Origin of the sequence: Brevundimonas alba, assembly GCF_011927945.1 — a bacterium.
GTDB lineage: Bacteria > Pseudomonadota > Alphaproteobacteria > Caulobacterales > Caulobacteraceae > Brevundimonas > Brevundimonas alba.
In genome coordinates this window covers 928,767-953,627 of sequence record NZ_JAATJM010000001.1, presented here as the reverse complement: position 1 = coordinate 953,627, position 24,861 = coordinate 928,767, and the positions used below count along the sequence as shown (strand labels likewise).

At 68.4% G+C, this 24,861-nt stretch carries 32 protein-coding genes; 14 read left to right on the top strand and 18 right to left on the bottom strand.

The genetic code is table 11. The annotated features are described in order from the left end of the window. Positions 1 to 14 precede the first annotated feature (14 nt). Positions 15 to 404 carry a BLUF domain-containing protein gene (locus GGQ87_RS04760; protein ID WP_168045544.1) on the bottom strand — a complete coding sequence of 130 codons (390 nt, stop codon included), beginning with the start codon at positions 402 to 404 and terminating at the stop codon, positions 15 to 17. A 142-nt stretch (positions 405 to 546) separates the two neighbouring features. On the opposite strand from GGQ87_RS04760, the gene hslV reads away from it, so the two are divergent. The 3 genes from hslV (at position 547) to hslU (ending at position 3,429) form a co-directional block, all read left to right on the top strand. Continuing rightward, a complete protein-coding gene (gene hslV, locus GGQ87_RS04755) occupies positions 547 to 1,107 on the top strand; it encodes an ATP-dependent protease subunit HslV (protein WP_168045543.1) in 561 nt (186 codons plus the stop codon). 77 nt (positions 1,108 to 1,184) lie between these two features. Next, positions 1,185 to 2,108 (top strand): DUF4440 domain-containing protein, encoded by a 924-nt coding sequence (locus tag GGQ87_RS04750; RefSeq protein WP_168045542.1) that lies wholly within the window; start codon positions 1,185 to 1,187, stop codon positions 2,106 to 2,108. A gap of 19 nt (positions 2,109 to 2,127) precedes the next feature. Continuing rightward, the gene (gene hslU / locus GGQ87_RS04745; protein WP_168045541.1) at positions 2,128 to 3,429 is read left to right on the top strand and encodes an ATP-dependent protease ATPase subunit HslU; all 1,302 of its coding nucleotides are present in this window, start codon (positions 2,128 to 2,130) and stop codon (positions 3,427 to 3,429) included. On the opposite strand, the gene GGQ87_RS04740 is transcribed toward hslU, so the two are convergent. Further along, the gene (locus GGQ87_RS04740) at positions 3,426 to 3,653 is read right to left on the bottom strand and encodes a hypothetical protein (RefSeq protein ID WP_168045540.1); all 228 of its coding nucleotides are present in this window, start codon (positions 3,651 to 3,653) and stop codon (positions 3,426 to 3,428) included. The two genes, hslU and GGQ87_RS04740, sit on opposite strands and share 4 nt — an antisense overlap. A 155-nt stretch (positions 3,654 to 3,808) precedes the next feature. Between GGQ87_RS04740 and mmcB the strand changes: the two genes are divergently transcribed. Next, entirely contained in the window at positions 3,809 to 4,267 is a 459-nt protein-coding gene (gene mmcB, locus GGQ87_RS04735; protein WP_168045539.1) for a DNA repair putative endonuclease MmcB, read from the top strand. On the opposite strand, the gene GGQ87_RS04730 is transcribed toward mmcB, so the two are convergent. The 11 genes from GGQ87_RS04730 to GGQ87_RS04680 form a co-directional block, all read right to left on the bottom strand. Beyond that, positions 4,252 to 4,761, bottom strand: a complete 510-nt coding sequence (locus GGQ87_RS04730; protein WP_168045538.1) for a COG3650 family protein — start codon at positions 4,759 to 4,761, stop codon at positions 4,252 to 4,254. The genes mmcB and GGQ87_RS04730 overlap by 16 nt on opposite strands. A gap of 62 nt (positions 4,762 to 4,823) precedes the next feature. Next, positions 4,824 to 5,786, bottom strand: coding sequence for a magnesium transporter CorA family protein (locus tag GGQ87_RS04725; protein ID WP_168045537.1), 963 nt, complete (start codon positions 5,784 to 5,786; stop codon positions 4,824 to 4,826). Between the two features lie 33 nt (positions 5,787 to 5,819). Beyond that, on the bottom strand, positions 5,820 to 6,347 hold the full coding sequence (locus GGQ87_RS04720) for a CHAP domain-containing protein (RefSeq protein WP_168045536.1): 528 nt from the start codon (positions 6,345 to 6,347) through the stop codon (positions 5,820 to 5,822). Between the two features lie 35 nt (positions 6,348 to 6,382). Further along, a complete protein-coding gene (locus GGQ87_RS04715) occupies positions 6,383 to 7,528 on the bottom strand; it encodes an acyltransferase family protein (protein WP_168045535.1) in 1,146 nt (381 codons plus the stop codon). Positions 7,529 to 7,564: 36 nt separating this feature from the next. After that, positions 7,565 to 7,927, bottom strand: a complete 363-nt coding sequence (locus tag GGQ87_RS04710) for a hypothetical protein (protein ID WP_168045534.1) — start codon at positions 7,925 to 7,927, stop codon at positions 7,565 to 7,567. Positions 7,928 to 8,000: 73 nt separating this feature from the next. Further along, positions 8,001 to 8,216 carry a KTSC domain-containing protein gene (locus GGQ87_RS04705; protein WP_168045533.1) on the bottom strand — a complete coding sequence of 72 codons (216 nt, stop codon included), beginning with the start codon at positions 8,214 to 8,216 and terminating at the stop codon, positions 8,001 to 8,003. Between the two features lie 43 nt (positions 8,217 to 8,259). Next, the gene (locus GGQ87_RS04700) at positions 8,260 to 8,649 is read right to left on the bottom strand and encodes a DUF3597 domain-containing protein (protein WP_168045532.1); all 390 of its coding nucleotides are present in this window, start codon (positions 8,647 to 8,649) and stop codon (positions 8,260 to 8,262) included. Positions 8,650 to 8,703: 54 nt separating this feature from the next. Then, positions 8,704 to 9,231, bottom strand: coding sequence for a ribosome maturation factor RimM (rimM, locus tag GGQ87_RS04695; protein ID WP_168045531.1), 528 nt, complete (start codon positions 9,229 to 9,231; stop codon positions 8,704 to 8,706). Between the two features lie 134 nt (positions 9,232 to 9,365). After that, on the bottom strand, positions 9,366 to 9,977 hold the full coding sequence (rpsP, locus tag GGQ87_RS04690; RefSeq protein ID WP_168045530.1) for a 30S ribosomal protein S16: 612 nt from the start codon (positions 9,975 to 9,977) through the stop codon (positions 9,366 to 9,368). A gap of 25 nt (positions 9,978 to 10,002) precedes the next feature. Further along, positions 10,003 to 11,526 (bottom strand): signal recognition particle protein, encoded by a 1,524-nt coding sequence (gene ffh / locus GGQ87_RS04685; RefSeq protein WP_168045529.1) that lies wholly within the window; start codon positions 11,524 to 11,526, stop codon positions 10,003 to 10,005. A 233-nt stretch (positions 11,527 to 11,759) separates the two neighbouring features. Further along, a complete protein-coding gene (locus GGQ87_RS04680; protein WP_168045528.1) occupies positions 11,760 to 11,906 on the bottom strand; it encodes a hypothetical protein in 147 nt (48 codons plus the stop codon). Between the two features lie 194 nt (positions 11,907 to 12,100). Between GGQ87_RS04680 and GGQ87_RS04675 the strand changes: the two genes are divergently transcribed. Next, positions 12,101 to 12,391: a UrcA family protein gene (locus GGQ87_RS04675; RefSeq protein ID WP_168045527.1), complete on the top strand. Its 291-nt coding sequence runs from the start codon at positions 12,101 to 12,103 to the stop codon at positions 12,389 to 12,391. Positions 12,392 to 12,493: 102 nt separating this feature from the next. Here GGQ87_RS04675 and GGQ87_RS04670 read toward each other — a convergent pair whose 3' ends face one another. Further along, positions 12,494 to 14,671 (bottom strand): M3 family metallopeptidase, encoded by a 2,178-nt coding sequence (locus tag GGQ87_RS04670; protein ID WP_168045526.1) that lies wholly within the window; start codon positions 14,669 to 14,671, stop codon positions 12,494 to 12,496. A gap of 135 nt (positions 14,672 to 14,806) precedes the next feature. Here GGQ87_RS04670 and GGQ87_RS04665 point away from each other — a divergent pair, with 135 nt between their 5' ends. Next, positions 14,807 to 15,658: a glutamate racemase gene (locus GGQ87_RS04665; protein WP_168045525.1), complete on the top strand. Its 852-nt coding sequence runs from the start codon at positions 14,807 to 14,809 to the stop codon at positions 15,656 to 15,658. Between the two features lie 49 nt (positions 15,659 to 15,707). Continuing rightward, positions 15,708 to 16,238, top strand: coding sequence for a hypothetical protein (locus GGQ87_RS04660; protein ID WP_168045524.1), 531 nt, complete (start codon positions 15,708 to 15,710; stop codon positions 16,236 to 16,238). On the opposite strand, the gene GGQ87_RS04655 is transcribed toward GGQ87_RS04660, so the two are convergent. The 3 genes from GGQ87_RS04655 to GGQ87_RS04645 form a co-directional block, all read right to left on the bottom strand. Further along, on the bottom strand, positions 16,239 to 16,727 hold the full coding sequence (locus GGQ87_RS04655; RefSeq protein ID WP_168045523.1) for a peroxiredoxin family protein: 489 nt from the start codon (positions 16,725 to 16,727) through the stop codon (positions 16,239 to 16,241). It lies immediately after the preceding gene. 60 nt (positions 16,728 to 16,787) lie between these two features. Continuing rightward, entirely contained in the window at positions 16,788 to 17,327 is a 540-nt protein-coding gene (ahpD, locus tag GGQ87_RS04650; RefSeq protein WP_168045522.1) for an alkylhydroperoxidase, AhpD family, read from the bottom strand. Between the two features lie 201 nt (positions 17,328 to 17,528). Further along, positions 17,529 to 18,083, bottom strand: coding sequence for a peroxiredoxin (locus GGQ87_RS04645; RefSeq protein WP_168045521.1), 555 nt, complete (start codon positions 18,081 to 18,083; stop codon positions 17,529 to 17,531). 234 nt (positions 18,084 to 18,317) lie between these two features. Here GGQ87_RS04645 and GGQ87_RS04640 point away from each other — a divergent pair, with 234 nt between their 5' ends. The 7 genes from GGQ87_RS04640 to GGQ87_RS04610 all read left to right on the top strand — a co-directional run bounded on the left by GGQ87_RS04640 (position 18,318) and on the right by GGQ87_RS04610 (position 23,948). Next, on the top strand, positions 18,318 to 19,214 hold the full coding sequence (locus GGQ87_RS04640) for an SIMPL domain-containing protein (RefSeq protein WP_168045520.1): 897 nt from the start codon (positions 18,318 to 18,320) through the stop codon (positions 19,212 to 19,214). Between the two features lie 46 nt (positions 19,215 to 19,260). Next, complete coding sequence (locus GGQ87_RS04635) at positions 19,261 to 19,689, top strand: HIT domain-containing protein (protein ID WP_168045519.1); 429 nt, start codon at positions 19,261 to 19,263, stop codon at positions 19,687 to 19,689. A 130-nt stretch (positions 19,690 to 19,819) separates the two neighbouring features. After that, a complete protein-coding gene (gene sdhC, locus GGQ87_RS04630) occupies positions 19,820 to 20,293 on the top strand; it encodes a succinate dehydrogenase, cytochrome b556 subunit (protein ID WP_168045518.1) in 474 nt (157 codons plus the stop codon). Then, positions 20,290 to 20,694, top strand: coding sequence for a succinate dehydrogenase, hydrophobic membrane anchor protein (gene sdhD, locus GGQ87_RS04625; RefSeq protein ID WP_168045517.1), 405 nt, complete (start codon positions 20,290 to 20,292; stop codon positions 20,692 to 20,694). Before sdhC ends, sdhD begins: the two co-directional genes overlap by 4 nt. Before the next feature lie 4 nt (positions 20,695 to 20,698). Then, on the top strand, positions 20,699 to 22,486 hold the full coding sequence (gene sdhA / locus GGQ87_RS04620) for a succinate dehydrogenase flavoprotein subunit (RefSeq protein ID WP_168045516.1): 1,788 nt from the start codon (positions 20,699 to 20,701) through the stop codon (positions 22,484 to 22,486). A 1-nt stretch (position 22,487) separates the two neighbouring features. Next, the gene (locus GGQ87_RS04615; protein WP_168045515.1) at positions 22,488 to 23,288 is read left to right on the top strand and encodes a succinate dehydrogenase iron-sulfur subunit; all 801 of its coding nucleotides are present in this window, start codon (positions 22,488 to 22,490) and stop codon (positions 23,286 to 23,288) included. 93 nt (positions 23,289 to 23,381) lie between these two features. Then, on the top strand, positions 23,382 to 23,948 hold the full coding sequence (locus tag GGQ87_RS04610; RefSeq protein WP_168045514.1) for a DUF4142 domain-containing protein: 567 nt from the start codon (positions 23,382 to 23,384) through the stop codon (positions 23,946 to 23,948). A gap of 24 nt (positions 23,949 to 23,972) precedes the next feature. On the opposite strand, the gene GGQ87_RS04605 is transcribed toward GGQ87_RS04610, so the two are convergent. Then, positions 23,973 to 24,818: an MBL fold metallo-hydrolase gene (locus tag GGQ87_RS04605; RefSeq protein WP_168045513.1), complete on the bottom strand. Its 846-nt coding sequence runs from the start codon at positions 24,816 to 24,818 to the stop codon at positions 23,973 to 23,975. Between the last annotated feature and the right edge of the window lie 43 nt (positions 24,819 to 24,861).

The following is a 24,861-nucleotide window of genomic DNA, read 5'->3' as shown; positions in this document are numbered from 1 at the left end:
TCCGGGGCCGCCCGTCACGCGGCCTTGCGGATATCCAGCAGGGCCTCGGCCTCGTTGGCGGTGACGCGCGAGAGGCAGGCGAGTCCCACGCGGTCCAGCAGGGCCGCCGGATCGCCGCACAGGCCCATCGGCTCGTCCAGCAGCCGGGCATGCACCGGCGTATCGATCAGAATGCGGAACCCGGTGTGCCGGGGATCCGTGATCAACCGGCGGATCAGACGGTCGACATCGACGCGCGAACCCTCGATGGCCTGAAGGATATGTCCCTGATGGAACATCACGCAGCTGGTCAGATGGTCGCGCCGGTTGTTGCGCTCCGAGACGCCGATGATCTGGGCGACGGACAGGGTGGAAGCCCCGGTCGGACCGACGGCTTCGCTGGCGTAGATCACGCGGTGAAGCACGACGCTTCCTTCTTGTGGCGATTTCTGGGGTATAGAATGTCAATGTAACGGGTTACATTGGTGAGAATGTGGCTTAGCGTAGCCGTTGGAATCGCTTCGAAAGCCGCTTGCCCCGCCGCATTTCGGTCTCCATCTGAAGCGGATGACGAACGCGAACGACACCCCCTCTCCCGGCTGGCACGGCACCACCATTCTGGCGGTGCGCAAGGACGGCCGCACCGTGATCGCCGGCGACGGCCAGGTCTCCATGGGCCCGACCATCGTCAAGGGCGCGGCCCGCAAGGTGCGGACCCTGGCCGGCGGCAAGGTTCTGGCCGGTTTCGCCGGCGCCACCGCCGACGCCTTCACCTTGATCGAGCGGCTCGAGGCCAAGCTGGAGCAGTATCCGGACCAACTGGCCCGCGCCTGCGTCGACCTGGCCAAGGACTGGCGCACCGACCGCTACCTGCGGCGGCTCGAGGCCATGCTGCTGGTCGCGGACCGGCACTCGATCTTCACCGTCACCGGCGTCGGCGACGTGCTGGAGCCGGAGCATGGCGTGGCGGCCGTCGGATCGGGCGGCAATTTCGCGCTCGCCGCCGCGCGGGCCCTGCTGGACCACTCCGACATGGACGCCGAGACCATCGCCCGCCGAGCTATGGCCATCGCCGCCGACATCTGCGTCTACACCAACGGCAATCTGACCGTGGAGACGCTGGACTGATCCCGGGACTGAGCCTGACAGGGATTTAACGGGACAGCTCCGCTTCCCTGTCGTTCCATGGCGGGTGGAGGATCCTCATGCGCCATCTCGCCGTCTTCGCCCTGCCCCTGATCCTGTTCGCCGCCCCGGCGTCGGCCCAGACGCCGGACGCCGCGCCAGTCGTGGCGGCCGAGCGCGCCTTCGCCGCCGACGGACGCCTGCTCGGCATCGGCGGCAGTTTCAACAAATGGTCCACGCCGGACGCCATCGTCATCGGCGGCGGTACGGCCGGCAGGGTCAGCGACGCCTATCCGCCCGGCGCGCCCCGCCCCGCCGACGAGCCACTGCTGGAGTGGTGGCCGAATTTCGCAGGCATCGCGCGGTCCGGCGACATGGGCTTCACCACCGGCGGCGTGGCCCTGAACGGCCAGCGCACGGGGCATTATTTCACCATCTGGCAGCGCCAGCCCGACGGCTCGTGGAAATGGGTCTACGACGGCGGCTCGGGCGCCAGCGCGGCCGATGTGCCGGGGCCGGACACGGAGCCGGTGATCCTGCCCCCCGGTCCTGAACTGCTCGAAGTCGCCTATGCCGACGGGTCGACCAATCCCCGGCCGCGTTCTGAGCGGGCGATGAACGAGGTCCGGGAACAGGAGGCCCTGCTCGCCGCGGCCGCCGCGAGCGACCAGAAGGCCGCCCATCTTGCCCTGCTGGCGGACAATGGCCGCCTGTATGTCGCGCCGAGGCCGCCCGCAATCGGACGCGAGGCCTTTGCCGAGGCCCTGTCCGGCTGGCCGTCGACCTTCCGCTTCGGTCCGACCGATGGTGGCGGGGCGTCCCGTTATGGCGATCTGGTGTGGACCTACGGCCCCGCGGCCTGGGCCCGCGATGGACAGCCGCGTACGGGCCACTATGTCCGCCTGTGGCAGCGTCAGGAGGGCGGCTGGAAAATCGTCCTCGCCCAGCTCATCCCGGCCCCGCCGCCGGCTCCAGCGCCGCCACCCCCTCCCGCCGGAGGCTAGGCAGCCTTATCTGCGACTCATGACCGACCTCTCTCCCCGCGAAATCGTTTCCGAACTCGACCGCTTCATCGTTGGACAGGACGACGCCAAGCGCGCCGTCGCCGTCGCCCTGCGCAACCGCTGGCGGCGCAAGCGCGTGCCCGAGGACCTGCGCGACGAGGTTACGCCCAAGAACATCCTGATGATCGGCCCTACGGGGGTCGGCAAGACGGAGATCGCCCGGCGGCTGGCGCGGCTGGCCGGCTCGCCGTTCCTCAAGGTCGAGGCGACCAAATTCACCGAGGTCGGCTACGTCGGACGCGACGTCGACCAGATCATGCGCGACCTCGTCGAGGCGGCGCTGGTCATGGTCCGCGACAAGCGCCGCACGGGCGTGAAGGCCAAGGCCGAGGCGGCCGCCGAGGAACGGATCCTCGACGCCCTCGTCGGACCCGGCTCGCAGCCCGCCACCCGCGACAGCTTCCGCAAGAAGCTCCGCGCCGGCGAACTGGACGACAAGGAGGTCGAGCTGTCCCTGGCCGACAACGCCTCGCCAATGCAGGGTCTGGACCTGCCGGGCGGCGGCAACGTCGGCATGATCAATCTGTCCGAGATGCTGGGCAAGCTGGGCGGCGGCCGGACCAAGACGGTCAAACTGGCCGTTCGCGACGCCGTCGGCCCGCTGATCACCGAAGAGAGCGACAAGCTGCTGGATCAGGACAGCCTGACCCGTGAGGCCCTGCTGCTCGCCGAGAACGAGGGCATCGTCTTCCTCGACGAGATCGACAAGGTCGCCGCTCGACAAGGCGCGTCGGGCGCCGACGTCAGCCGCGAGGGTGTGCAGCGCGACCTGCTGCCTCTGATCGAGGGAACGACCGTCTCGACGAAATACGGGCCGGTGAAATCCGACCATGTGCTGTTCATCGCCTCGGGAGCCTTCCACGTCGCCAAGCCGTCAGACCTGCTGCCCGAACTGCAGGGGCGGCTGCCGATCCGGGTCGAACTGAAGGCCCTGACCCGCGACGACTTCGTGCGCATCCTGACAGAGCCCGAGGCCAATCTGATCCGCCAGAACCAGGCCCTGCTGGCCACGGAGGATGTCACCCTGACCTTCACCGACGACGCGATCGCGGCCCTGGCCGACGCGGCGGTGGCCGCCAACTCGACCGTCGAGAACATCGGCGCGCGGCGGCTGCAGACGGTGCTGGAGCGGGTGCTGGAAGAAACCAGCTTCAAGGCTTCGGACCTCGCCGGCCAGACCATCGCCTTCGACGGCGATCAGGTGCGCGAGAAGGTCGCCGACCTCGCACGGGACGCGGACCTGAGCCGGTTCATCCTCTAGTCGCGGGCAGCGGCGATCGCGGGCGTCGATGTGATCTGCGCGGGCAGGGACTCGACCGCCGCTATCGCCGAGCGCGCCTCCTGACGGGTGTCGTCCGGCCGGAGGACGTACAGGCTGAGAACCGCCACGAGCGTGCAGACGAGGGCGTTGATCACCCACAGGCCCTTGCTGTCGCCGTGGTTGCGGCGTGCGCCGGGATCGTCGTCCACAAGCATGTCTCGCACCTTCGCAGAACCTCGGTCGATGGTTAATAAACCCTCTATGCGCAGAGCGCCAACCGTGCGCGCGCAGCGCACGGCGTCCGCTGTGGACAGCTTGGCCGTAAGCGGTGGACCGGCCGTGGTTGAAAACGGAACACAAACGGAACATACAGTCTCCCGTGCCCGCCGCCGCCCTTCATATCGATCTGGTGTTCAGCCGCCCCGCCACGACGCTGTCAGTGACGCGTGGGGCCGCCCGGCTGATGGCGGACATGGGCTTCGCCCCCCTGCTCGAGGTCGGCCTGCCAAATGGCCGCCGCGCCGACGTCATGGCGCTGGGGCCGCGGGGCGAGATCGCCATCTGCGAGGTCAAGTCGGGGATCGAGGACTTTCGGGTCGACCGCAAATGGGGCGAGTACCGGCCGTACTGCGACCTGTTCTATTTCGCCGTGGCGCCGGAGTTCCCGTCGGACATCCTGCCGGATGAGCCGGGCCTGATCGTCGCCGACGGCTTCGGCGGGGCGGTGGTGCGCGACGCGATCTCCATGCCTCTGGCGCCCGCCCGCCGAAAGGCGCTGACCATCGCCTTCGCCCGGCTGGGGGCGCTCAGAACGCTCAGGGATCAGCCGACGGGCTGAGGCGCCGCCGGTTCGGCCGGCGCCGCGGCAGCGGCGCCGTCGACGACGCGGCCGCTTTCGCCGGTCGACATCAGGGCGCTGACCGTGGCGGCGCAACCCATCAGCATCTCGCCGCTGATCTCGACCATGGCGGTCAGGGGATAGCTGCGGTCGCTCATGCCGTCGCTGCAGTCGGTCGCGGTCAGGGTCACCTTGATCGGATTGCCGGCGCCGGTGTTCGATTCCCAGACCGCCATCGTCCCTTGGACGACTGGCGGCTTCTGCGGGGCGCGCTGCTCGGGCCGGTCGACCCCGGAATAGACCAGTTCCGACCCCGTCAGCTCGACGGCCCAGAACGGTTCGGTGCCGACGGCGCGCAACGGCTTGGTCAGATCGACACCGGCCAGCACGGGGGGCTGGGCGGGCGCGGGATCGGGCTGGGCGGGCGCTTCCGCCGGCGGCGAGCAGGCGCTCAGGGCGAAAATGGCGGCGGCGGTCAGGGCGAAGGCGCGCATGGAGGTCTCCGGAGTTCGGCCGGCATGGAGCGCGGCGGAACGGCGCAGGTCAAGCGTCAGCGCTACAGCCAGCCCTTCTTCTTGAACCACGCCAGCGGCAGCATCACCGACACCACCATCGCCGCCAGCGCCGCCGGATAGCCCCAAGGCTTCGACAGTTCAGGCATGAAGTCGAAATTCATGCCGTAGATCGAGGCGATCAGCGTCGGCGGCAGCAGCGCCACCGACCCCACCGAGAAAATCTTGATGATCGACGACTGCTCGATGTTGATCATCCCCAGCGCCGCCGACAGCTGGAAATTGATCGAGGCCGCCACGGCCTGATTGTGGGCGATCAGGCTCTGGGCGTCCCGGGCCAGCGACTTGATGTGCTCGCGCGTCTCGGTCTGGGCCTCGACCCGGTCGTCCAGCGCCGCGAAGGCGAAGATCCGGGCGAGGCCGGCGAGGCTCTGCTCGATGCGGGCGTTGGCGATGTGGGCGTGACCAAGCTTGGTGATCAGCTTCTCGAAGCCCACCGTCTTGCGGCCGCTGAAGACGTGATTGGAGATGGCCTCGACCTTGGCCGCGTTGATCGACAGGACATCCGAGATCCGGTCGATGATGGCTTCCATCAGGTTCAGGAACAGGTCGGCGCCCGAGACGCAAAGGCCGGGATCGCGCTCCAGCTTGTCCATCAGCAGGGCGAACGGCTTGGGATCGAAATAGCGGATCGTGACCAGCGGTCCCGCGGTGAGCACGAAGGTCACCGGGTCCAGCCCGGGCGTGTCCGCGTCGCCGTGATGCAGGATGTCGGCGGTGACATAGGTGGCGCCGTTCTCGCGATAGAGGCGGCTTGAGGCTTCCAGCTCGGCCATCTCCGCCCGCGTCGGGACGGACAGACCCAGCGCCGCCTCGACCGCACGGTCCTCATCGGGCGTCGGATTGACCAGATCGATCCAGACCGCGTCGGATGGCAGGGTCCAGGCCGCAGGCTTCCCGACGTGCGGTTCGCAGGTCCGGCAGCCGGGGCGATAGACACGGATCATGAGAAGGCCCTCAGACGTGGGGCCGCGTCAGGCTCAGGGCTGGCCGACGCTGACCGGAACCGAGGCCATGAGCAGGCCGTCCGAGGGCTCGGCCGGGGCTTTGTAGATGAAGCCGTAGGTCGGATAGATGGAGGTGCCGAGGTCATTGATCGGATTGTACCAGACCTTGACCGCACTCCAGTCGCCGCCCGCGGACACGTCGACGACGGTGACGTTCTCCTCGACCTTGCCGCGGCTGCCACCCCAGTTGGCGTGGGTCACGCGGATGACCCGGTCGGTCAGGACTTCCGACACCACGGCGACGTGGCCGCGGCTCATCCGGCCGCTGGACTCGAAGGCCAGCACGGAGCCGGTGCGGGGACGATGGCCGGTCTGGAATCGGTCCTGGGCCTGCGACCACCAGGTGTGGGCGTCGCCGAAAATCTCGATGCCGGAGAACATCCGGGCGAAGGTCACGCACTGCCAGTACGGCTCATCGGCCTTCGCGGCGGGGGCCATGCCGCCCAGCGCAAAAAATCCGAGGGTCGCCGCAACCGCGGCGGCTGTGAGCCGTTTCATCATGCTGGCGTGTTTCCCGACTGCCTCTGGAATCAGCCTTAGACGATAGTTTCGGAGGGTTGAAGAACCCTTTCAGGCGAATTCGCCTGTCCGCCGCCGTCTCCCCGAGCTTGACCGTTTCTCGCCGCCAAGCCGCGCAAAGCCTTGCGCGCCGGGCGTTCAACGAGGTGATAGGTCGCCGCCGCGGCCACCGGGATCAGGGCGATCACGCCCAGCCACACAATCACGTGAAGCCGTTTGTCATCGGCTCCCGTCAGCCGCGCCGCGACGTTGACGCCCAGCAACAGCACCGGGGCGCAGACCATGTAGACCGAGTAGGAAATCTCGCCGAGGTAGACCCCGGCCTTCGAGGCGAAGACGCCCGCCCGACTGTTGTCGACGCCGCCCAGCCCGAGGATCAACCCTCCGGCGCAGAGCACCACCAGCGGATCCCACAGCCCCAGCGATGCGCAGACCAGCAGACCGGCCGCGGACGCAAGCGCCAGCAGCGCCCCATGGCGAACCGGCGCCCGACGATGGATCAGGTAAAGGGCGCAGCCGAGGGCGAAGCACGGCACGATCCTGAGCGCGCCCCAGCGGAACGTCGCCTCGGTCAGCGAGAAACCGGCCAGTTGCTGGAACACGGCGTAGAGGGTCACGGCCAATGCGGCGACGATACCCGTGGCCAGCACAGGCCGCTCGCGCATCCGCCAGGCGACGAAGGCGAAGGCGGGGAAGCTCAGATAGGCGAACCACTCAGCCGAGATCGACCACGACGGGTGGTTGAAGGCCGCGCTCGACGCCAGCCCCCAGGCATGGGTCAGGGTCAGGTGGGCTGGCAGGGACCGCCAGTCCAGAAGGCTTTCGCTGACCGTCAGCCCCGCCACCGTCGCGCCGACGCCCAGCGCGATCATCCCGGCCAGGGTGACCAGATGCAGCGGATAGACCCGCGCGATCCGCGCCCACAGGAAGCCGCGATAGCTGAAGCCCTCCCGGCGGCCGGCCGCCTCCAGATAGACGTGGCTGAGGATGAAGCCGGACAGGACGAAGAAGACCTCGACGCCGAGATAGCCCCTGGTCACGGCGACCGGGACGAAGCTCACATCCAGATGCGGCCAGGCCGCGAACAGCACCACCCACAGCGCGGCGAGGAACCGAAGCGTGGTCAGGGGGCGCAGGTCTGCGGGAGTCTGGACGGGGGTCATGGCCGCCCAGACTAGGGTTTCAGGCTATAGGAACCGTTAAGCGCCGCACTGCGTCGGCTTGGTCTCGCCGGGGCCGTACATGTCGCAGGACCGGTCGATCTCCCCCTGGATCATGGCGCAAGGGTTGGCGACATTGCACGGGGGATGGGTCGCGGGGCTGACGGCTATGCAGCGCTCGACCAGCTTGGCCGAGGCCGCGGCGCCGACCTCATTGAGGCAGGAGCCGGGCTCACCGGCCGTGGCGGCCGATGGATCGACCTCTTCCTGAGGCGGCGAGTCGGCGGGCATTTCCGGGGCCGGAGCAGCGGGCGCGGCGGGCTCGGCCGCCGGCGTTTCGGCGGGTTGCTGACAGGCCGCCAGCGCGACGGCGGTCATCAGGGCGAGAACGGTACGGCGCATCAGTCACTCCGATCGGTCGCGAAGCGCCACCATAGGCACGGTTCGGCCCCGTACAAAAGCACAGCCGGCGGCTTCAGTGTGCGTGCGACCCCCGCTCCACCCGCCGATACGGATACCGGTCGCGGATATTCGGACCGAAGAATTGCCCCTTGGAGAAGGCTTCGCGGAAGGCGGTATTCACCTCGGGCGGCACCCCGTCGTATTCGTAGACGTCGCCGCTGGTGAAGGTCACGCGCAGGCGGCGGTGCGGTTCGTCATAGCTGAAGCGGCGGATGACGCTCGAGGGCATGAGGGGGAAACGCCGGATCGCCCCTGCGGCTCCCCCTGCAGGCTCAGTCGCGCAGCGAGTCCGGCACCAGGCCGCCGTTCTCGGCCATCTTGCGCCACACCGCCTTCGACAAGGCGATGTTCTGTTCGGCGCTGCCGTGCGGGCCGGCGTTGACGCCCAGTTCCTGCGCCAGCTCCTTGCGGGCCTCGAGGCTGGAATCCAGCCCCAGCAGCTTGAGCAGGTCGACGATCGAGGTGCGCCAGTTGCCCGCGGCCTGTTCGCCCTTCAGATCAGCCATCGAGGCGAGAACGGCCTCCACGTCGACCGGGGCGGCCGCCACGGGGGCGGCGGGGGTCGGGGCCGCGGTCGGCGCCGCCTGCGGAGTCGGCGCCGTGGGAGCCGCCTTCGGGCGATGGCCCCGGATCCGGTCCCAGATCGAGCTGAAGATACTCATGCGCGCACGCCTCCTTGTGGTTGAGGCGGGCTAACGCCCCGCAGCGGCCGAGGTTCAGTCGGGCTCGCGCTCGCCGACTTCGACGGGCCGGACCGCCAGCAGCCAGCCGTCCGCGATGTGCAGCTCGGGTGCGGCGTCTTTCGTGAACGGCAGATACCAGGTCTGGCCGCCGGCCGCCGGGGCGATCTCCAGCATGTCGTCGGCCCCGAAATTCTGCACCGACTTGATCGTGCCCAGCACAATCCCCTCCGGGTCCCGCGCCTCCAGCCCGACCAGATCGGTCAGATAAAACTCGTCTTCTTCCGGCTCCGGCAGACGTTCGCGGAGAATGTGCAGCTTCAGCCCGCGCAGGGCGTCGGCCTGTTCCTTGGTGGCGATCTCCTTCGCCCGACCGACCACGCCGTTCTTGTCCGGCCGCGCCGAGGTCAGGGTCAGGCCCACCGATCCGTCGGCGCGCAGCAGCGGTCCGTAGGACATCAAGGCCATGGGCTCGGCGGTGTATGCGGTCACCCGCACCTCGCCCTTGACCCCGAACCCGCCGGCGATCTGGCCGACGAGAATGAGCTTGCTGTACGTCGGCATCGCCGCCTCGTGATGAAATCGCCGCCTCAACTAGCGCGAAGCGCGGCAGGCGCCCAAGAAATGAAAAGCAGCGCCCGGGCGTCCGGACGCTGCTTTCCGATCGTCTCATTCCGCCGAAGCGGAGTCCGAAGGCCTCAGGCCTCGGTCTTTTCTTCTTCGGTCGCGTCGGCGGCCGGGGCTTCTTCGGCGGCGGCCTCGGCCGGCGCTTCTTCGGTCACTTCAGCAGCCGGAGCGTCCTCGGCAGCGGCTTCAGCGGCCGGAACCTCTTCAGCGGCGGCTTCGGGCTCGGGCGCCGGAGCGTTCTTGGCGGCTTCGGCGGCGGCCTTGGCTTCTTCCTTGGCGCGCTGGGCGGCTTCGGCGGCTTCAACCTTGGCGGCGGCTTCGGCCTCTGCGCGGTCGGCTTCGCGCTGGGCGCGCTCGGCGGCGCGTTCCTGGGCCTTCTTGCCCGGCTGGGCCTTATTCGGGTTGTTCGACTGGGTCCACTTGACCTTGCCCGCCAGAGCTTCGTCCTGGCTCAGGAAGCGGGCGACGCGGTCGGTCGGCTGGGCGCCCTTGCCGAGCCATTCGGCGATCCGGTCGGCCTTCAGCGTCACGCGCTTCTGCTCGCCGTCACGCGGAAGCATCGGGTTGTAGGTGCCGACGCGCTCGATGAATTTGCCATCGCGCGGCGAGTGGGAGTCGGCGACGACGATGTAGTAGTACGGGCGCTTCTTGGCGCCACCGCGGGCCAGACGAATCTTCAGCATTTTCAGTCTCTTTCTTGAGGTCGGATTATTTCTTGGGAGGGAAGCCCGGCAGGCCGGGAAGGCCTCCCGGCAGTTGTCCGCCGCCCAGCCCGGCGAGCCGGTCCTGGATGGCTTTCATTTCGTCAGCGGAGGGCTCCGGCATCTTGCCGCCGCCCAGCGATTTCAGGCGGGCCATGTCGCCGGCGCCGCCGCCGCCCATGCCGGGCATGCCCATCATGGCGGCCATCTGTTTCAGGCCCTTGCCGCCGCCTTTGGACATCGACTTGACCATGTCGGCCATCTGCCGGTGCTGTTTGAGCAGCCGGTTGATCTCCTGGACCTCGACGCCGGCGCCCGCGGCGACGCGCTTCTTGCGGCTGGCGTTGAGCAGGTCCGGCTTCTTGCGCTCGGCCTTGGTCATCGAAGAGATGATGGCTTCCTGACGCGCGATCATGCGGTCGTCGATGTTGGCGTCGGCCATCTGGGCCTTCATCTTCGCCACGCCCGGGAGCAGGCCCATGATGCCCTGCAGCCCGCCCATCCGCTTCATCTGCTGCAGCTGGTTGGCAAGGTCGTTCAGGTCGAACTGGCCCTTGGCCAGCTTGCGGGCCATGGCCTCCGCCTTGGAGGCGTCCAGCTCCTGCGAGGCCTTCTCGACGAGGGCGACGATGTCCCCCTGTCCGAGAATGCGGCCCGCGACACGGCGGGCGTCGAACACCTCGAGGGCGTCAACCTTCTCGCCGGCGCCCAGATATTTGATCGGCAGGCCGGTGACGGCCCGCATCGACAGCATGGCCCCGCCGCGCCCGTCGCCGTCGGCGCGGGTCAGGACCAGGCCGGTCAGCGGCAGCCGCTCGTGGAAGGCGCGGGCGGTGCGAACCGCGTCCTGACCGGTCAGGCTGTCGGCGACCAGCAGGGTCTCGACCGGCCTGGCGACGGCGGCCACTTCGGCCACCTCGGCCATCAGGGCCTCGTCCAGCGTGATGCGGCCGGCGGTGTCGAGGATCAGGACGTCATAGCCCTGCAGCTTGGCCGACTGCAGCGCGCGGCGGGTGATCTGGACCGGGCTCTCGCCGGGCACGATCGGCAGGGTGGCGACCTCGATCTGTTTGCCGAGGGTCTGCAGCTGCTCCATGGCGGCCGGACGACGCGTGTCCAGCGAGGCCATCATGACCTTCTTCCGGTCGAACTTGGTCAGCCGCAGCGCCAGCTTGGCCGAGGTCGTCGTCTTGCCCGAGCCCTGCAGGCCCGACATCAGGATGACCGCCGGCGGCGTGGCGTTCAGATTGATCGGCGTCGGCTCTTCGCCGCCCAGCATCTCGACCAGACCGTCATAGACGATCTTGACCACCTGATCGGCCGGCTTGACCGAGCGGATGACGTCTTCGCCGGTGGCGCGGTCGGTGGCGAAGGCGATGAAGTCCTTGACGACGGGCAGGGCGACGTCGGCCTCGAGCAGCGCCACGCGGACTTCGCGCATCGCCTCGGCCACGTCCTTTTCGGACAGGGCGCCGCGCCCGGTGATCCGGTCGAAGACGCCTGTCAGCCGCTCGTTCAGAGCCTCGAACATTCACTACCTCGTCAGCCCGAAGGGCCCGTCGATCCGGCGGGTGAGACGGTCTCCATAGCGAAATCGCCTCCGGCGACGATCACGTCGGCGGAGGGTTCTCGCCCACCTCGTCCGGTCGAAACCGGGGTCGTGTGGGTGGAGACGCGAGGTTCACTTGCGTCGGAAGCGGCGGCTTATGGCGGAAAAGACAGGCGAAGACAAGGCGAGCGGCCGGGGCGGCGGCGGCGCCGGGCCTACATCCCCTTCGACGGATCGTCCGAAGGCGTGTTCGGGTCGGCCTGCCGGGTGGCCTTGCCGGCGCGCAACTTCGCCCACACCAGCGCCGCGGCGAGGAGGACAGGGCCGCCGACGATCACGACGCCCCACGGGAAAGCTTCCATGTCGATGTCTCCTTTCCGGGCGGCAACCGGCGACCGGCGGAATTGCTCCCGCTGGCTGATCACAGATAAGCTTTCCGCGAATTCACCTGACGTCGCTATTTCGCCGCGAAATCCACATCGAGCCGCAACAGCGTGGCCGTATCTCCCGCCTCGTCGCCGCCAAGGAGCGACGCAGCTCTCCGCAGGAGACCGCCATGAAAACTCTCGCTTCTCTCGCCGCCGTCCTGATCGTCGCCGCCGCCGCGGGTACGGCCTCTGCCCATGAAGTCCGCATCGCCTATGGCGATCTGGACCTCTCTACCGCCGCCGGCGCCGACGCCTTCGACGCCCGCGTCCGGTCGGCCGCGCGCAAGATGTGCCGCAGCACCCCGATGATCGGCGGCCGCGCCGCCTGTCTGGCCGCCGTCCGCGACGAGGCGGTCACGCTTCTGCCCGGCGCCGCCCAGGTCGACTACGCCCTCAGCCGCGTCCCGCTGGTGGCGTAACGCGCATGAAAAAGGCCCGGCGGATCACTCCGCCGGGCCTTCTCGATCTTCTCCCGCGCTCCGCGCGGCGCCCTCAAGCAGCCCGCAGGGCGTTAGGGCCACTTAGTTGGTCGGGAAACCCCGCACCTTCAGCAGGGCCCGCACGTCCGGGTCGCGGCCGCGGAAGGCGCGATAAGCCTCGCCGCGATCGACGGTGTTGCCGGGAGCCAGCATGATCGACTTGAAGCGGGCCGCGATCTCCGGATTGAAGACGTCGCCCGACTCCTCGAAATAGGCCCAGGTGTCGGCGTCCATCGTCTCGGACCAGAGGTAGCTGTAATAGCCGGCCGAATAGGCGTCCGACGTGAACAGGTGATTGAACTGCGGCAGGCGGTGCCGCATCACGATCTCCTTCGGCATGCCGTAGCGCGCCAGCGAGGCCTTCTCGAACGCGTCGATGTCGGTCGGCGGCGTCGACTGCGTGTGCAGGTCCATGTCGACCAGCGCCGACGACAGATAGCTGACCGTCGCATAGCCCTGGTTGAAGGTGGACGCCGCTTCGATCTTGTCGACCAGCGACTGCGGCATCGGCTGGCCGGTCTGCACGTGCTTCATATAGCCGTTCAGGATCGGGCGGCTCAGCACCCAATGCTCGTGCACCTGCGACGGATATTCCACGAAGTCGCGGGGCGTGCCGCCCAGCGCCGGATAGACCACATTGGACGAATAGGCGTGCAGCGTGTGTCCGAACTCGTGGAACATGGTCTCGGCGTCGTCCAGCGAGATCAGGATCGGTTCGCCGCCCTCGGCCTTGATGAAGTTGTTGTTGTTCGAGCCGAGGGTGTTCTTGTCGCCGTCGAACGTCGAATGCGACCGGTAGGTCGTCATCCAGGCGCCCGACCGCTTGCCCGGACGGGCGTAGTCGTCGGTGTAGTAGAGGCCGACGTGGCGGCCCGCGTCCTTGACCTCATAGACGACGACGTCGGGATGCCAGACCGGAACCGCGCCGCGGGGCAGCTTGTCGAAGGTGAAGCCGTACAGCCGGTGGGCCATCTCGAACGAGCCGGCCCGGACGTTGTTCAGCTCGAAATACGGCTTCAGCTCGTTCTGATCGAGGTCGTACTTCTGCTTCCGGACCTTCTCGGCGTAGTACAGATAGTCCCACGGCTCGATGTCGTGGCCGGCGATGGCGCGCATGTCCGCCACCTCTTCCGCGACCCGCGCCTTGGCCGGCGCCCACACCCGGTTCATCAGATCGAACGCCGCGGCCGGGGTCTTGGCCATGGTGTCCTGCATCCGCAGTTCGGCGTGGTTCTGGTAGCCCAGCAGCCGCGCCCGATCCTGACGCAGACGGACGATCTCGGCGATGGTCGCATTGGTGTCGTTGGCGTCGCCATTGTCGCCGCGGTTGACGAATTTGCGCCAGACCTGCTCGCGCAGGCCGCGGTCATTGGCGAACGACAGGAACGGATCGACGCTGGAGCGGGTGTTGACGATCGCCCAGCCCTGAAGATTGCGGGCGCGCGCCGCGGCGGCCGCGGCGGCCTTGTTGTCGGCGGGCACGCCAGCCATGCCGGCCTCGTTCGGCACGACGGTCCAGGTCTTCTCGTCGTTGACCACCTTCTGGCTGAAGGCGGTGAAGGCGTTGGCCAAGGCCGTATTGATCCGGCCCAGTTCTGCCTTGCCCGCGGGGCTCAGGGCCGCGCCGCTTCGGATGAAGCTGTCGCGGCTGCGCACGGCGATCCGCTTCTGCTGGGCGTTCAGCCCCATGGCGTCGGCGTTGTCGGCGACCGTCCTGACCCGCTGGAACAGCTTCTCGTTGAAGCTGATCTCGTCGCCGGCGGCCGACAGCAGGGGCGACAGCTCGGTGTCGACCTCGTTGTAGTCGTCCGAACCGATGTTCGAGGTCATGACGCCATAGATCGATCCGGCCAGATCCAGCGGTTCGCCGGCCATCTGCATCGCCACCAGGGTATTGGCGAAGGTCGGCGGTTCGGGGTTATTGGCGATGGCGTTGTAGTCGTTGCGCTGAAGTTCGATGCCCTCGATCAGGGCGGCGCGCAGCTTGGCGGCGGTCACCTTGTCCCACGGCGGCACGCCTCCGAACGGGCCGCTCCAAGGCTGCAGCAGTTCGGCGCGGGGCGTCTGTACCGGCAGAACGGCGCGCGCGATCCGCGCTTCCTCGGCCAGCGAGGCCGGGTCGGGCGCGGCGCCGCCGCCGCCGGTTCCAGCGCCCATCGAGGCGCAGCCCGAGAGGGCCATGAAGCTGCCTCCCGCGATAAGAAGGTGTCGTCTGTGCATCAGGAAGCTCCATCCGTGCCGTTCGTTCCGGCAACCTAGGCCTTGATTGCGCTGACTGCCACATGAACAGCCTGTAATGTTGGGCGAAAATCTTCCGCGTGGACGGGGCCCGGCGGCGCGTCTAAGCACCCGCGCATGGCGATTGGCGTATTCGACTCCGGCGTGGGCGGACTGACGGTTCACCGCGAACTCACGCGGCGCTTCCCCGACCGCGACTTCGTCTATCTGGCCGACCAGGCGAACGCCCCCTACGGCGGCCGCGGCGGCGAGGAGATCGTCGACCTGACCCGCATTGGCTGCGAGCGGCTGTTCGAGGCCGGAGCCAATGTCATCGTCCTCGCCTGCAACACCGCCAGCGCCATCGCCCTGCGCCGCCTGCAGCAGACCTGGGTCCCCGAGGCGCGCGCCCGGCACGGCCGGCCGATCAATGTGCTCGGCATCATCGTCCCGACCATCGAGGCCGCCACGGGCCTGCCGTGGACCTATGAGGCCGAGCGGCTGGGCGACAAGATCGAGGCGCTGGAGATCACCGGCGTCTTCTGCACCGCCGCCACGGCCATGAGCCGGGTCTACGAGATCGAGATCGACAAGCGGCGCGAGGATCTGGCGGTCTTCTCCGAGGCCTGCCCCGGCCTCGCCGGCCTGATCGAGCTGGGCGCGCCCGCCGAAGAGCTGACGGTCGTGGTGCAGGACCACGTCGACGCCCTCCGCCGCCGCATCGGCCGCCATCCGGACAAGGCCATCCTCGGCTGCACCCACTATGAGATCGTCGCCGACCTGTTCGCCGCCGCCCTGCCCGACGGCACGCCGGTGATCCACCAGCCGACCGCCGTCGCCGACGCCCTGGACCGCTATTTCGCGCGCCACCCGGAATACGCATTGGGCGGCTCGGGCCGCCGCGACTTCCTGACCTCCGGCCAGCCCGGCCCGCAGTCCGATCTGGTCAGCCAGTTCTGGGGCGCGCCACTGACCTTCGCCGCGGCCTGACTTGACCGCGGAGGCCTTTCGTCGCCCCTTGGCGGCGGGAGGATTTCCGATGTTCAGACCCTTGCTCGCCGCCGCGGTTCTGGCGCTGTCCGCCGCCCCGGCCGGCGCCGAGGTTGTGTCCCGCACCACCGACAGCTTCACCCTTCGCTATGCCGTCGCTGTAGAGATTGCGCCCGACGACATCGCGCCCGCCCTCGCGGCCCTGCCGCAATGGTGGGACCCGGCCCACACCTACAGCGGCTCGGCGAGCAACCTCAGCCTCGACCTGACGCCCGGCGGCTGCTGGTGCGAAAAACTGCCCGACGGGACCGCCTTCGACCATGGGCGCACCGTCTCGGTCGGGCCGGACAGCTTCGTCTTCAGCGCCCCCTTCGGTCCGATGCGGGGCAAGACGACCAAGGCCGAGCTGACGGTCACCTGGCCGGCGGCGAACCGTGGCTGGACGCCCACCTGGATGATGGTCGTCGAAGGGCCGGGCATCGGGGCGATGGCCGACGGCGTCGACGCGGTCATGGGCGCCGGCTACCAGCGCTGGCTGTACTATCTGGAATACGGCGAGGCGCCGGCTCCGAGCGCCTGATCAGGCGTCCAGCAGCACGTCCGCTGAACGGGTGCAGGTCAGGGCAGCCAGTTCGGCCTCGACCGACAGCTTCTCCACCACCGCCCCGTTCAGGATCATCATGAACCGCCGGCACCGCTCGCCGAGGAACTGGTCCGGGTCGGAGCGGGTCAGCCCCGTCTTGCGCACGAACTCCAGATTGCCGTCGGACAGAAAGATCAGCCGCCCCTCCGGATCCAGCTGACGGCTCCACAGGTCCAGCGCCCACGGATCGTTGCTGGCTATACAGGCGATGAAGTCGAAGCCCGACGCCTTGAGCTGCGGCGCGCGCTCGACGAAGTCCGGCACATGGGATCCGGTGCAGACGGGCGTGAAGGCTCCGGGCACGCCGATGACGATGCCGCGCCGGCCTTGGAACAGGGTCTCGAGACTCTGGCTGGTGACGAAGCCTTCGTGCAGCCTCCCAAGCCGGATCGGCGGCACGCGCTCGCCCACGCGGATTCTCGTCATGCCCAACGCCGTCCCATGCCTCTCTTCAGGCCAGCATGGGACGGCGCGGCTGAGAAACGGTTAAGCGGCCGCAGTCAGCGCGCTCTCCGAGGCTACGATCCGGCTGGCGGCGTGGACCACGGCGCCGATGCGCAGGGCGGCCTGAACCTGAGTCGCCGGGACGCCGTGCTTGCGCAACTCACCCTCGTGGGCGTCGAGGCAGGCGCCGCAGCCGTTGATGGCCGAGACGGCGGTCGACCACAGCTCGAAATCCATCTTCTCGACGCCCGGATTGGCAATGACGTTCATCCGCAGGCGGGCGGGAATGGTCGTGTATTCCTGGTTCTTCATCAGGTGCAGCGACCGGTAGTAGATGTTGTTCATGCCCATGATGGCGGCGGCGGATTTCGCTGCGTTCAGCGCCTCGGGCGACAGCACGGCCGCGGCCTGCGCCTCGATCGCCTTCACGACCGGAGCGACGCCGATGGCGTGCGCCGAGGCGAGGAAACAGCCCCATTTCTGCTGGTCGTTCAGCACGGTCTCGGACGCGAGCGAGCCGAGGTTCAGGGAGATGTCCTTGGCATAGGCGGGAATGAGGTCGCGCAGGGCGTCGATCGACATTTTGTCAGGTTCCCTTCGGGAAGCGGCTACCGCTCGCGACGCGGTCGCTCGCTGCTTGAGCCGCATGGATGTTGGTGACCGGGCGCGATCGCGCTCAAGCCGCGAGGCTCCGCGAGCCGAGCATAGCGCCCAAAAAACAAGCGAGTAGCGAAAAGGCGGCGACGCAAGCACCGCCGCCTTCCATTGCTCGGTCAGCCGCCTTTACGCAGCGAGCGTTTCGCCGCCCACCGGGCGGTTGCAGGCGCACAGTTCATCGGTCTGCAGGGCGTCGACGACACGCAGGGTGTCGGCCGGAGCGCGGCCCACGTTCAGGTTGGTGACGTAGACGTGCTGCACGACGTTGTGCGGGTCGACCACGAAGGTGGCGCGCAGGGCGACGCCCTCGGCCTCGTCCAGAACGCCGAGCGCGCGGGCGAATTTGCCGCCGTTGTCGGCGAACTGCCAGATCGGCAGCTTGCTCAGGTCGGCGTGGTCACGACGCCAGGCCAGCTTGACGAACTCGTTGTCGGTCGAGCCGCCCAGAACGACGGTATCGCGGTCGTCGAAATCGCGCGCCAGCGAGGCGAACTCGGCGATCTCGGTCGGGCAGACGAAGGTGAAGTCCTTCGGATAGAAGAAGATGACCTTCCACTTGCCTTCGAAGCTGTCGTTGGTGATCGCCTCGAACGCCGAGACGCCGTTTTCCTCGTGGCTGTTGAAGCCGGGCTTCACGCCCGTGATCTTGAATTCCGGCAGTTTTTGACCGACGCCCAGCATGCGCTGTTCTCCAGATGGTTTTGCGATTGGGAAACTTTGAGCGCCGGGGGGAGGGTGGCGCCGCAGCTGCGAATTGGCGGTTGCAGTGCACAATGTCAATGTTCTGAAGCGGCTTTGATCGATAGATAATCTCTATAGAGATCATAGGCCTGACGGGCCCTGACGATTGGTCCTCCCCGGGTTTACGGCGGCTCCGCCCGGCGGCACGGTCGGGGCGCAACAGGAGCCCGTCCGATGAACCGACTGATCGCCGCCGTTCTGCTCGCCGCCGCCGCCGTGCCCACGGTCGCCGCCGCCCAGACCCCGCCCGCCACCATCGGCGAACGCTATGTCCCCGCGCCGTGGTGGATGCGCGAGCCGGTCATCGCCTCGGTCGGGCAGGTGCGCACCCAGGTGCCCGCGAACCGCGCCGGCTTCGCCGCCAGCTTCCAGTCGATCGACCGCACCGCCGCCGACGCCTCGCGCAAGGCCGCCGACCAGATCCGCGCCCTCAGCCAGTCCCTCGCCGCCTATGGCGCCGACATCGTCCGGGTCGAGACGACCCTGACCACCCGCCCCCTCTACGACCAGTACCGCGACGCCGACGGCATCCTGCGCGACAACGTCCGCGCCGACCGGATCGAACGCTATCAGGCCGACGCCACGGTCAGCGTCACCGTCCGCGACACCCGGGTGCTGGAGCGTGTCTACGCCACCATCGTCGCCTCCCAGCCGACCTCCATCGGCCAGGTCTGGTTCAACCTCGAGCCCGACAACGCGGTGAAGACCTGGCTGCAGGGCGAAGCGGTCAAGGACGCCGCGCGCCGGTCCCGTGAAGCGGCCGCCAACGCCGGCGCCACCTTGGGCGAGGTCAAGGTCATCGATCCGACCGGTCGCGCCTGCCAGACCGATGTGCTGGCCGGCTGGCCCTCCTACGGCGGGGGCGGCCTGCCCACCGACGTCGACTCCAGCGACATTGTCGTCACCGGCGCCCGCATGGGTCCGCCCCCTCCGCCGCCTCCGCCCGCGCCGGCCCCGGTGGTCGGGGCTGTAGCGCCGTCCGAGGCGCAGATCGAGGCGGCCCGGCTGACCCTCCAGCCGCCGCTGCGCGAACTGACGGACCAGGCCTGCGTCGTCTATTCGCTGAACTAGAACGGCTCAGGTTGACGCCGTGCCCGACGCAGGCGACCGAAGGCGGATGAGTTCCGAGTTCAAAGCCGACCCGACGTTCGACCCCAACTCCATCGTCGTCTGCGACTGGCCGCTGTGTCAGGTGCGGCTTCAGGACGACGCCCGCTTCCCATGGCTGATCCTGATCCCGCGCCTGATGGGGCGGCACGAGATCGAGGATCTGACCCCGGCGGAACGCGCCCTGCTGCTGGACGAGGTCGTCCGCGCTGGCGGGGTGGTGCGCATGCTCGGAGAGGCGGTGCTGCGACCGGTGCAGAAGCTCAACGTCGCCGCCCTCGGCAACATCACGGCCCAGCTGCACGTCCACGTCATCGGCCGCCGTCATGACGACGGCCTTTGGCCCGATCCGGTCTGGGGCCGGGGCGAGGCGCTGCCCTACGGGGCCCAGGTCCTGCAGGAGGCCGCCTCGCGAATCCGCCTCCACCAGACCGGCTGACGGATCGCATCGGGGGACGAGTCGCCGCGCCCGCCGGTCCTTCGTTGACCCCCGCCGCGCGGCTGGACTAAAGCCTGTTCACCGATTTCGAGCGGCTGATTTCGCTCAGGTTTCTGAGAACCATTCGCATATGTCGACCTCTCCCCTGCCGGGCGACGCTTCGAACGATCCGACCGACGACCAGTCCGGCCGTTTCGTGCGCCAGCCGAACGGCCGCGTCCGCCCCCTGTCGCCCCACCTGCAGGTCTGGCGTTTCCACCTGACCATGCTGGGCTCGATCCTGAACCGCATCGCGGCCGGGGCCCTGTCCGTCGGCGCCCTGTTCGTGGTCGGCTGGCTGGCCGCCGCCGCCTTCGGTCGGGGCGCCTATGAGACCTATGCGTCGATCATGGGCTCGCCCGTCGGCCTGCTGATCTGGTTCGGTCTCAGTCTCGCCGGCGCCTATCACCTGACCGCGGGCGTCCGGCACATGATCTGGGACGCCGGCTCGGGCCTGACGCCCAAATCCGCAACCAGCCTGACGATCGTAAGCATGGTCGCGGCGGTGGTCATCGTCGTCGCCTTCTGGGCGATCCTCTTCATGACGGGGAAGGTGGTCCTGTGAGCGGCCCGAAGCGTTTCATCAACGACGTCAAGGTTTCCGAGCGCCACGGCGCCGGCGAATGGCTGCAGGAGCGGCTGTCGTCGCTGATCCTGATCCCCCTGACTCTCTGGGGCCTGTGGAGCGGCTGGGCCCTGTCCGGCGCCGGTTACGACGGCGCGCTGGCGTGGTTCCGCTCGCCGGTGAACGCGACGCTACTCGCGGCGACCCTGCTGATCAGCCTGTGGCACATGAACATGGGCCTGAAGGTCATCGTCGACGACTACATCCATCGTCCCGCCTCGCGCGGCGCCCTGCTCGGCCTGATCGGTCTGGTGTGCGTCGTCTCCGCCGCCGCGGGCGTCTTCTTCATCGTGCGTCTGGCGCTGGGTTCGGCCCCGCTGCCCGCCGGCCTGGGAGCCTGATCGCGTGGCTGCTGCCTACGAATTCATCGATCACGAATACGACGTCGTCGTCGTCGGCGCGGGCGGCTCCGGCCTGCGCGCGGCGCTCGGCGCGGCCCAGCAGGGGCTGAAGGTCGCCTGCGTCACCAAGGTCTTCCCGACCCGCTCACACACCGTCGCGGCCCAGGGCGGCATCTCCGCCTCGCTCGGCAACATGGGCGAGGACAGCTGGCAGTGGCACATGTACGACACCGTCAAGGGGTCGGACTGGCTCGGCGATCAGGACGCCATCGAATACCTCGTCCGCAACGCGCCCAAGGCCGTCTACGAGCTGGAACACTGGGGCGTGCCCTTCAGCCGCACGGATGAAGGCAAGATCTACCAGCGCGCCTTCGGCGGCATGACCCGAAACTTCGGCGAGGGCCCGGTGCAGCGCACCTGCGCCGCCGCCGACCGCACCGGCCACGCCATCCTGCACACCCTCTACGGCCAGTCCGTCCGGCGGGAGGTGAAATTCTTCGTCGAATATTTCGCCCTCGACCTGATCATGCAGGACGGGGCCTGCACCGGCCTGACCGCGCTTCAGCTCGACACCGGTCAGTTGCATCGCTTCCGCGCCAAGATGGTGATCCTGGCCACCGGCGGATACGGCCGCGCCTACTTCAGCGCCACCTCGGCCCACACCTGCACCGGCGACGGCAACGCCATGGTGCTGCGCGCCGGCCTGCCGCTGCAGGACATGGAATTCGTCCAGTTCCACCCGACCGGCATCTACGGCGCCGGCTGCCTGATCACCGAGGGGGCGCGCGGCGAGGGCGGCTATCTGACCAACTCGGAAGGCGAGCGGTTCATGGAGCGCTATGCGCCGACCGTGAAGGATCTGGCCCCGCGCGACATGGTTTCGCGCTCCATGACGATCGAAATCCGTGAAGGCCGCGGCGTGGGTCCGAACAAGGACCACATCCACCTGCACCTCGACCACCTCGACCCGAAGATCCTGCACGAGCGCCTGCCCGGCATCTCGGAAAGCGCCAAGATCTTCGCCGGCGTCGACGTGACCAAACAGCCGATCCCGGTCTTGCCGACGGTCCACTACAACATGGGCGGCATCCCCACGAACTATCACGGCGAGGTCCTGACCAAGGTCGGCGACAACGCCGACACCGTGGTGCCCGGCCTGATGGCCGTCGGCGAGGCGGCCTGCGTCTCGGTGCACGGCGCCAACCGCCTCGGCTCCAACAGCCTGACCGATCTCGTGGTGTTCGGCCGCGCCGCCGGCCTGCGCTGCGGCGAGGTGGTGGACAAGGCCTCGGCCGTGCCGAGCGCTCCGGCCTCCGCCACCGATGAGCACCTCGCCCGCCTCGACCGCTTCCGCCACGCCAACGGCTCGACGCCCACGTCCAAACTGCGCATCGAGATGCAGCGCGCCATGCAGTCCGACGCCGCCGTCTTCCGCACCGGCAAGACGCTGGAAGAAGGCGTCGCCAAGCTGCGCGCCATCCACGCCGGCGGCGCCGACATCAAGACCACGGACCGCGGCCTGATCTGGAACACCGATCTGGTCGAGACGATGGAATACGACAACCTGATCGATCAGGCGCTGGTCACCATCGAGGGCGCGCTGAACCGCACCGAAAGCCGCGGCGCCCACGCCCGCGAGGACTATCCGGACCGCGACGACGTGAACTGGATGAAGCACACCCTCGCCTGGAAGGTCCCCGGCGATGCGGTGAAGATCGACTACCGTCCGGTGCACAATTACACGATGTCGGACGAGGTCTCCTACATCGAACCCAAGGCGCGGGTTTACTAGAATGGTCCAGCTCACCCTCCCCAAGGGCTCGAAGCCCACGACCGGCAAGGTCCACAAGGCCCCGGCCGGGGCGAAGAACGTCAAGACCTACAAGGTCTATCGCTACGACCCCGAGGTCGACGCCGATCCGCGCTGGGACGTCTATGAGGTCTCGGCCGACGACCACGGGCCGATGCTGCTGGACGCCCTGATCCACATCAAGAATGAGATCGACCCGACGCTGGCCTTCCGCCGCTCGTGCCGCGAGGGCATCTGCGGCTCGTGCTCGATGAATATCGACGGCCGCAACACCCTGGCCTGCACCAAGGGCTGGGACGAATGCTCGTCCTCGACCATCGCCATCGCGCCCCTGCCGCACCAGCCGGTGGTCAAGGACCTGGTCACCGACCTGACCCTGTTCTACGCCCAGTACGACTCGATCCAGCCCTACCTCCAGTCCGACGAACCGGACCCGGAGAAGGAGCGTCTGCAGACGCCGGAAGAGCGGTCGAAGCTCGACGGCCTCTACGAATGCATCCTGTGCGCCTGCTGCTCGACGTCCTGCCCCAGCTACTGGTGGAACCAGACCGAATACCTGGGCCCGGCCGCCCTGCTGCAGTCCTACCGCTGGATCGCCGACAGCCGGGACGACGCCACCGACAAGCGGCTCGACGACCTCGAGGATCCGTTCAAGCTCTACCGCTGCCACACCATCATGAACTGCGCCCAGGTGTGCCCCAAGGGTCTGAACCCCGCCAAGGCCATCGCCGAGACCAAGAAGCTGATGGTCTCGCCGAGCCGGAAGAAGACGGAAGCGGTCTGAGCGACCCCCCCGGTTCGCCAGATTCTGACTTAGGAACGACGGGCCCATCTCCCGGTTGCTCCCCGCGCACTTTCGCGCGTCAGGAGCTGATCGATGAAACGCCTGTTGTTGTGCGCGGCCGCCGCCACGCTGATGTCCGCCTGTAATTCCATGCCCACCGGCGAGGCCGCCATGGTCGCCGAGGCCGCCATGGACCAGCCCGCCCCCGCCGCCATGGAGTTCGTGCGCATGGCCGGCGCCAGCGACCTCTACGAGATCCAGTCCAGCCAGCTGGTCATGCAGACCACCCGGAACGACGAAGTCCGCGAGTTCGCTCAGATGATGGTCGACCACCACACGATGACGACCCAGACCGTCATGCGCGCCGCCCAGGCCGCCGGCATGACCCCGCCGCCGCCGGCGCTCGACCAGCGCAAGTCCGACATGATCCGCCAGCTTCAGGCGGCGCAGGGCATGGCCCGCGACGACCTCTACATTCAGCAGCAGGTCATGGCGCACCAGGAAGCCCTGACCCTGCACACCAGCTATTCGCGCAACGGCGACACAGCCGAGCTCAAGACCGCCGCCGGCGCCGCCGTTCCGATCGTCGCCCGCCACTACAACCAGATCATGGCCATGCAGAACGGCGGCGGCTCGTCCGGCGGCCACGCGGGCCACTAGGCCATCGGATCAGACGAACGGGGATCAGACGAGCGGGGCGCCGGCGGCGGCCCGCTCGTACTCCACCGGATCGTGGGCGCAGATCATCCGCACCCCGGCGCTCCGGTCCAGCGACAGTTCGCGCAGCCGCTGCTGATTGGCCAGCCGCGCGCCGCGATCGACCTCCATCAGGTTCTGGTACAGCCGCAGCCCCGGCGTGCATTTCCGCTCCGGCCGCCGGACCTCGTCGCGGAAGAAATAGGCGTCTCCGGCGTGCAGCAGCCAGCCGTCCGGCCCCTGCACCGCCACCCCGGCATGGCCCCAGGTGTGGCCCTTCAGCGGGATCAGCAGGATCTCCGGCGGCAGGCCCGCCAGATCGCGCACGGCCTCGAAGCCGAACCAGCCGTCGCCGCCGGTCGCCTCGTAATCCCGCCAGTTCCGCACCCCGTCCAGCTGCATCGGCCGGTAGCGTTTGCGCGAGGTGACCCCTCCGTCCAGCCGCCGCGCCGCCGACAGCTCCGCCGCCGTCAGATGCACCTGCGCCTCGGGGAAGTCCTCCAGCCCGCCCGCGTGATCGAAATCCAGATGGGTCAGCACGATGTGGCGCACGTCCCGCGCCGAATAGCCCATCGCCTCCACCTGCCGCCGCGCCGTCTCTTCCTCGCGGAAGCGGATGTTCAGCAGGCCGTGCATCAGCCGGCTGGTGCGCGGATGCGGCCGGCGCACGTCGTTCAGCCCGTAGCCGGTATCGACCAGCACCAGACCCGACGACGGCGTCTCGATCAGCAGGCAGTGGCACACCAGCCGGGCCAGCGGTCCGTGGCTGCATCCGTCCATAAGCGCCCCGCCGAACGGACAGTCGGTGCCGCAGTTGATGTGATGAATCTTCATGGCCCGCGCCAACCTTCGGCGCTTTGCATCGTTCCGCATTGCC

What these genes read in the sequence shown, in the direction of transcription:
- GGQ87_RS04605 (WP_168045513.1), bottom strand. Translation starts at nt 24,818, where the DNA reads ATGAAGATTCATCACATCAACTGCGGCACCGACTGTCCGTTCGGCGGG.
- GGQ87_RS04705 (WP_168045533.1), bottom strand. Translation starts at nt 8,216, where the DNA reads ATGCCCTCGAGCGTCATCCGCCGCTTCAGCTATGACGAACCGCACCGC.
- ffh (WP_168045529.1), bottom strand. Translation starts at nt 11,526, where the DNA reads ATGTTCGAGGCTCTGAACGAGCGGCTGACAGGCGTCTTCGACCGGATC.
- GGQ87_RS04645 (WP_168045521.1), bottom strand. Translation starts at nt 18,083, where the DNA reads ATGCTGGGCGTCGGTCAAAAACTGCCGGAATTCAAGATCACGGGCGTG.
- GGQ87_RS04675 (WP_168045527.1), top strand. Translation starts at nt 12,101, where the DNA reads ATGAAAACTCTCGCTTCTCTCGCCGCCGTCCTGATCGTCGCCGCCGCC.
- GGQ87_RS04670 (WP_168045526.1), bottom strand. Translation starts at nt 14,671, where the DNA reads ATGCACAGACGACACCTTCTTATCGCGGGAGGCAGCTTCATGGCCCTC.
- rpsP (WP_168045530.1), bottom strand. Translation starts at nt 9,977, where the DNA reads ATGCTGAAGATTCGTCTGGCCCGCGGTGGCGCCAAGAAGCGCCCGTAC.
- GGQ87_RS04640 (WP_168045520.1), top strand. Translation starts at nt 18,318, where the DNA reads ATGAACCGACTGATCGCCGCCGTTCTGCTCGCCGCCGCCGCCGTGCCC.
- GGQ87_RS04610 (WP_168045514.1), top strand. Translation starts at nt 23,382, where the DNA reads ATGAAACGCCTGTTGTTGTGCGCGGCCGCCGCCACGCTGATGTCCGCC.
- GGQ87_RS04720 (WP_168045536.1), bottom strand. Translation starts at nt 6,347, where the DNA reads ATGATGAAACGGCTCACAGCCGCCGCGGTTGCGGCGACCCTCGGATTT.
- hslV (WP_168045543.1), top strand. Translation starts at nt 547, where the DNA reads ATGACGAACGCGAACGACACCCCCTCTCCCGGCTGGCACGGCACCACC.
- hslU (WP_168045541.1), top strand. Translation starts at nt 2,128, where the DNA reads ATGACCGACCTCTCTCCCCGCGAAATCGTTTCCGAACTCGACCGCTTC.
- ahpD (WP_168045522.1), bottom strand. Translation starts at nt 17,327, where the DNA reads ATGTCGATCGACGCCCTGCGCGACCTCATTCCCGCCTATGCCAAGGAC.
- GGQ87_RS04715 (WP_168045535.1), bottom strand. Translation starts at nt 7,528, where the DNA reads ATGACCCCCGTCCAGACTCCCGCAGACCTGCGCCCCCTGACCACGCTT.
- GGQ87_RS04615 (WP_168045515.1), top strand. Translation starts at nt 22,488, where the DNA reads ATGGTCCAGCTCACCCTCCCCAAGGGCTCGAAGCCCACGACCGGCAAG.
- GGQ87_RS04635 (WP_168045519.1), top strand. Translation starts at nt 19,261, where the DNA reads ATGAGTTCCGAGTTCAAAGCCGACCCGACGTTCGACCCCAACTCCATC.
- GGQ87_RS04730 (WP_168045538.1), bottom strand. Translation starts at nt 4,761, where the DNA reads ATGCGCGCCTTCGCCCTGACCGCCGCCGCCATTTTCGCCCTGAGCGCC.
- GGQ87_RS04655 (WP_168045523.1), bottom strand. Translation starts at nt 16,727, where the DNA reads ATGACGAGAATCCGCGTGGGCGAGCGCGTGCCGCCGATCCGGCTTGGG.
- GGQ87_RS04680 (WP_168045528.1), bottom strand. Translation starts at nt 11,906, where the DNA reads ATGGAAGCTTTCCCGTGGGGCGTCGTGATCGTCGGCGGCCCTGTCCTC.
- sdhC (WP_168045518.1), top strand. Translation starts at nt 19,820, where the DNA reads ATGTCGACCTCTCCCCTGCCGGGCGACGCTTCGAACGATCCGACCGAC.
- GGQ87_RS04710 (WP_168045534.1), bottom strand. Translation starts at nt 7,927, where the DNA reads ATGCGCCGTACCGTTCTCGCCCTGATGACCGCCGTCGCGCTGGCGGCC.
- GGQ87_RS04700 (WP_168045532.1), bottom strand. Translation starts at nt 8,649, where the DNA reads ATGAGTATCTTCAGCTCGATCTGGGACCGGATCCGGGGCCATCGCCCG.
- GGQ87_RS04725 (WP_168045537.1), bottom strand. Translation starts at nt 5,786, where the DNA reads ATGATCCGTGTCTATCGCCCCGGCTGCCGGACCTGCGAACCGCACGTC.
- GGQ87_RS04660 (WP_168045524.1), top strand. Translation starts at nt 15,708, where the DNA reads ATGTTCAGACCCTTGCTCGCCGCCGCGGTTCTGGCGCTGTCCGCCGCC.
- GGQ87_RS04750 (WP_168045542.1), top strand. Translation starts at nt 1,185, where the DNA reads ATGCGCCATCTCGCCGTCTTCGCCCTGCCCCTGATCCTGTTCGCCGCC.
- rimM (WP_168045531.1), bottom strand. Translation starts at nt 9,231, where the DNA reads ATGCCGACGTACAGCAAGCTCATTCTCGTCGGCCAGATCGCCGGCGGG.
- GGQ87_RS04665 (WP_168045525.1), top strand. Translation starts at nt 14,807, where the DNA reads ATGGCGATTGGCGTATTCGACTCCGGCGTGGGCGGACTGACGGTTCAC.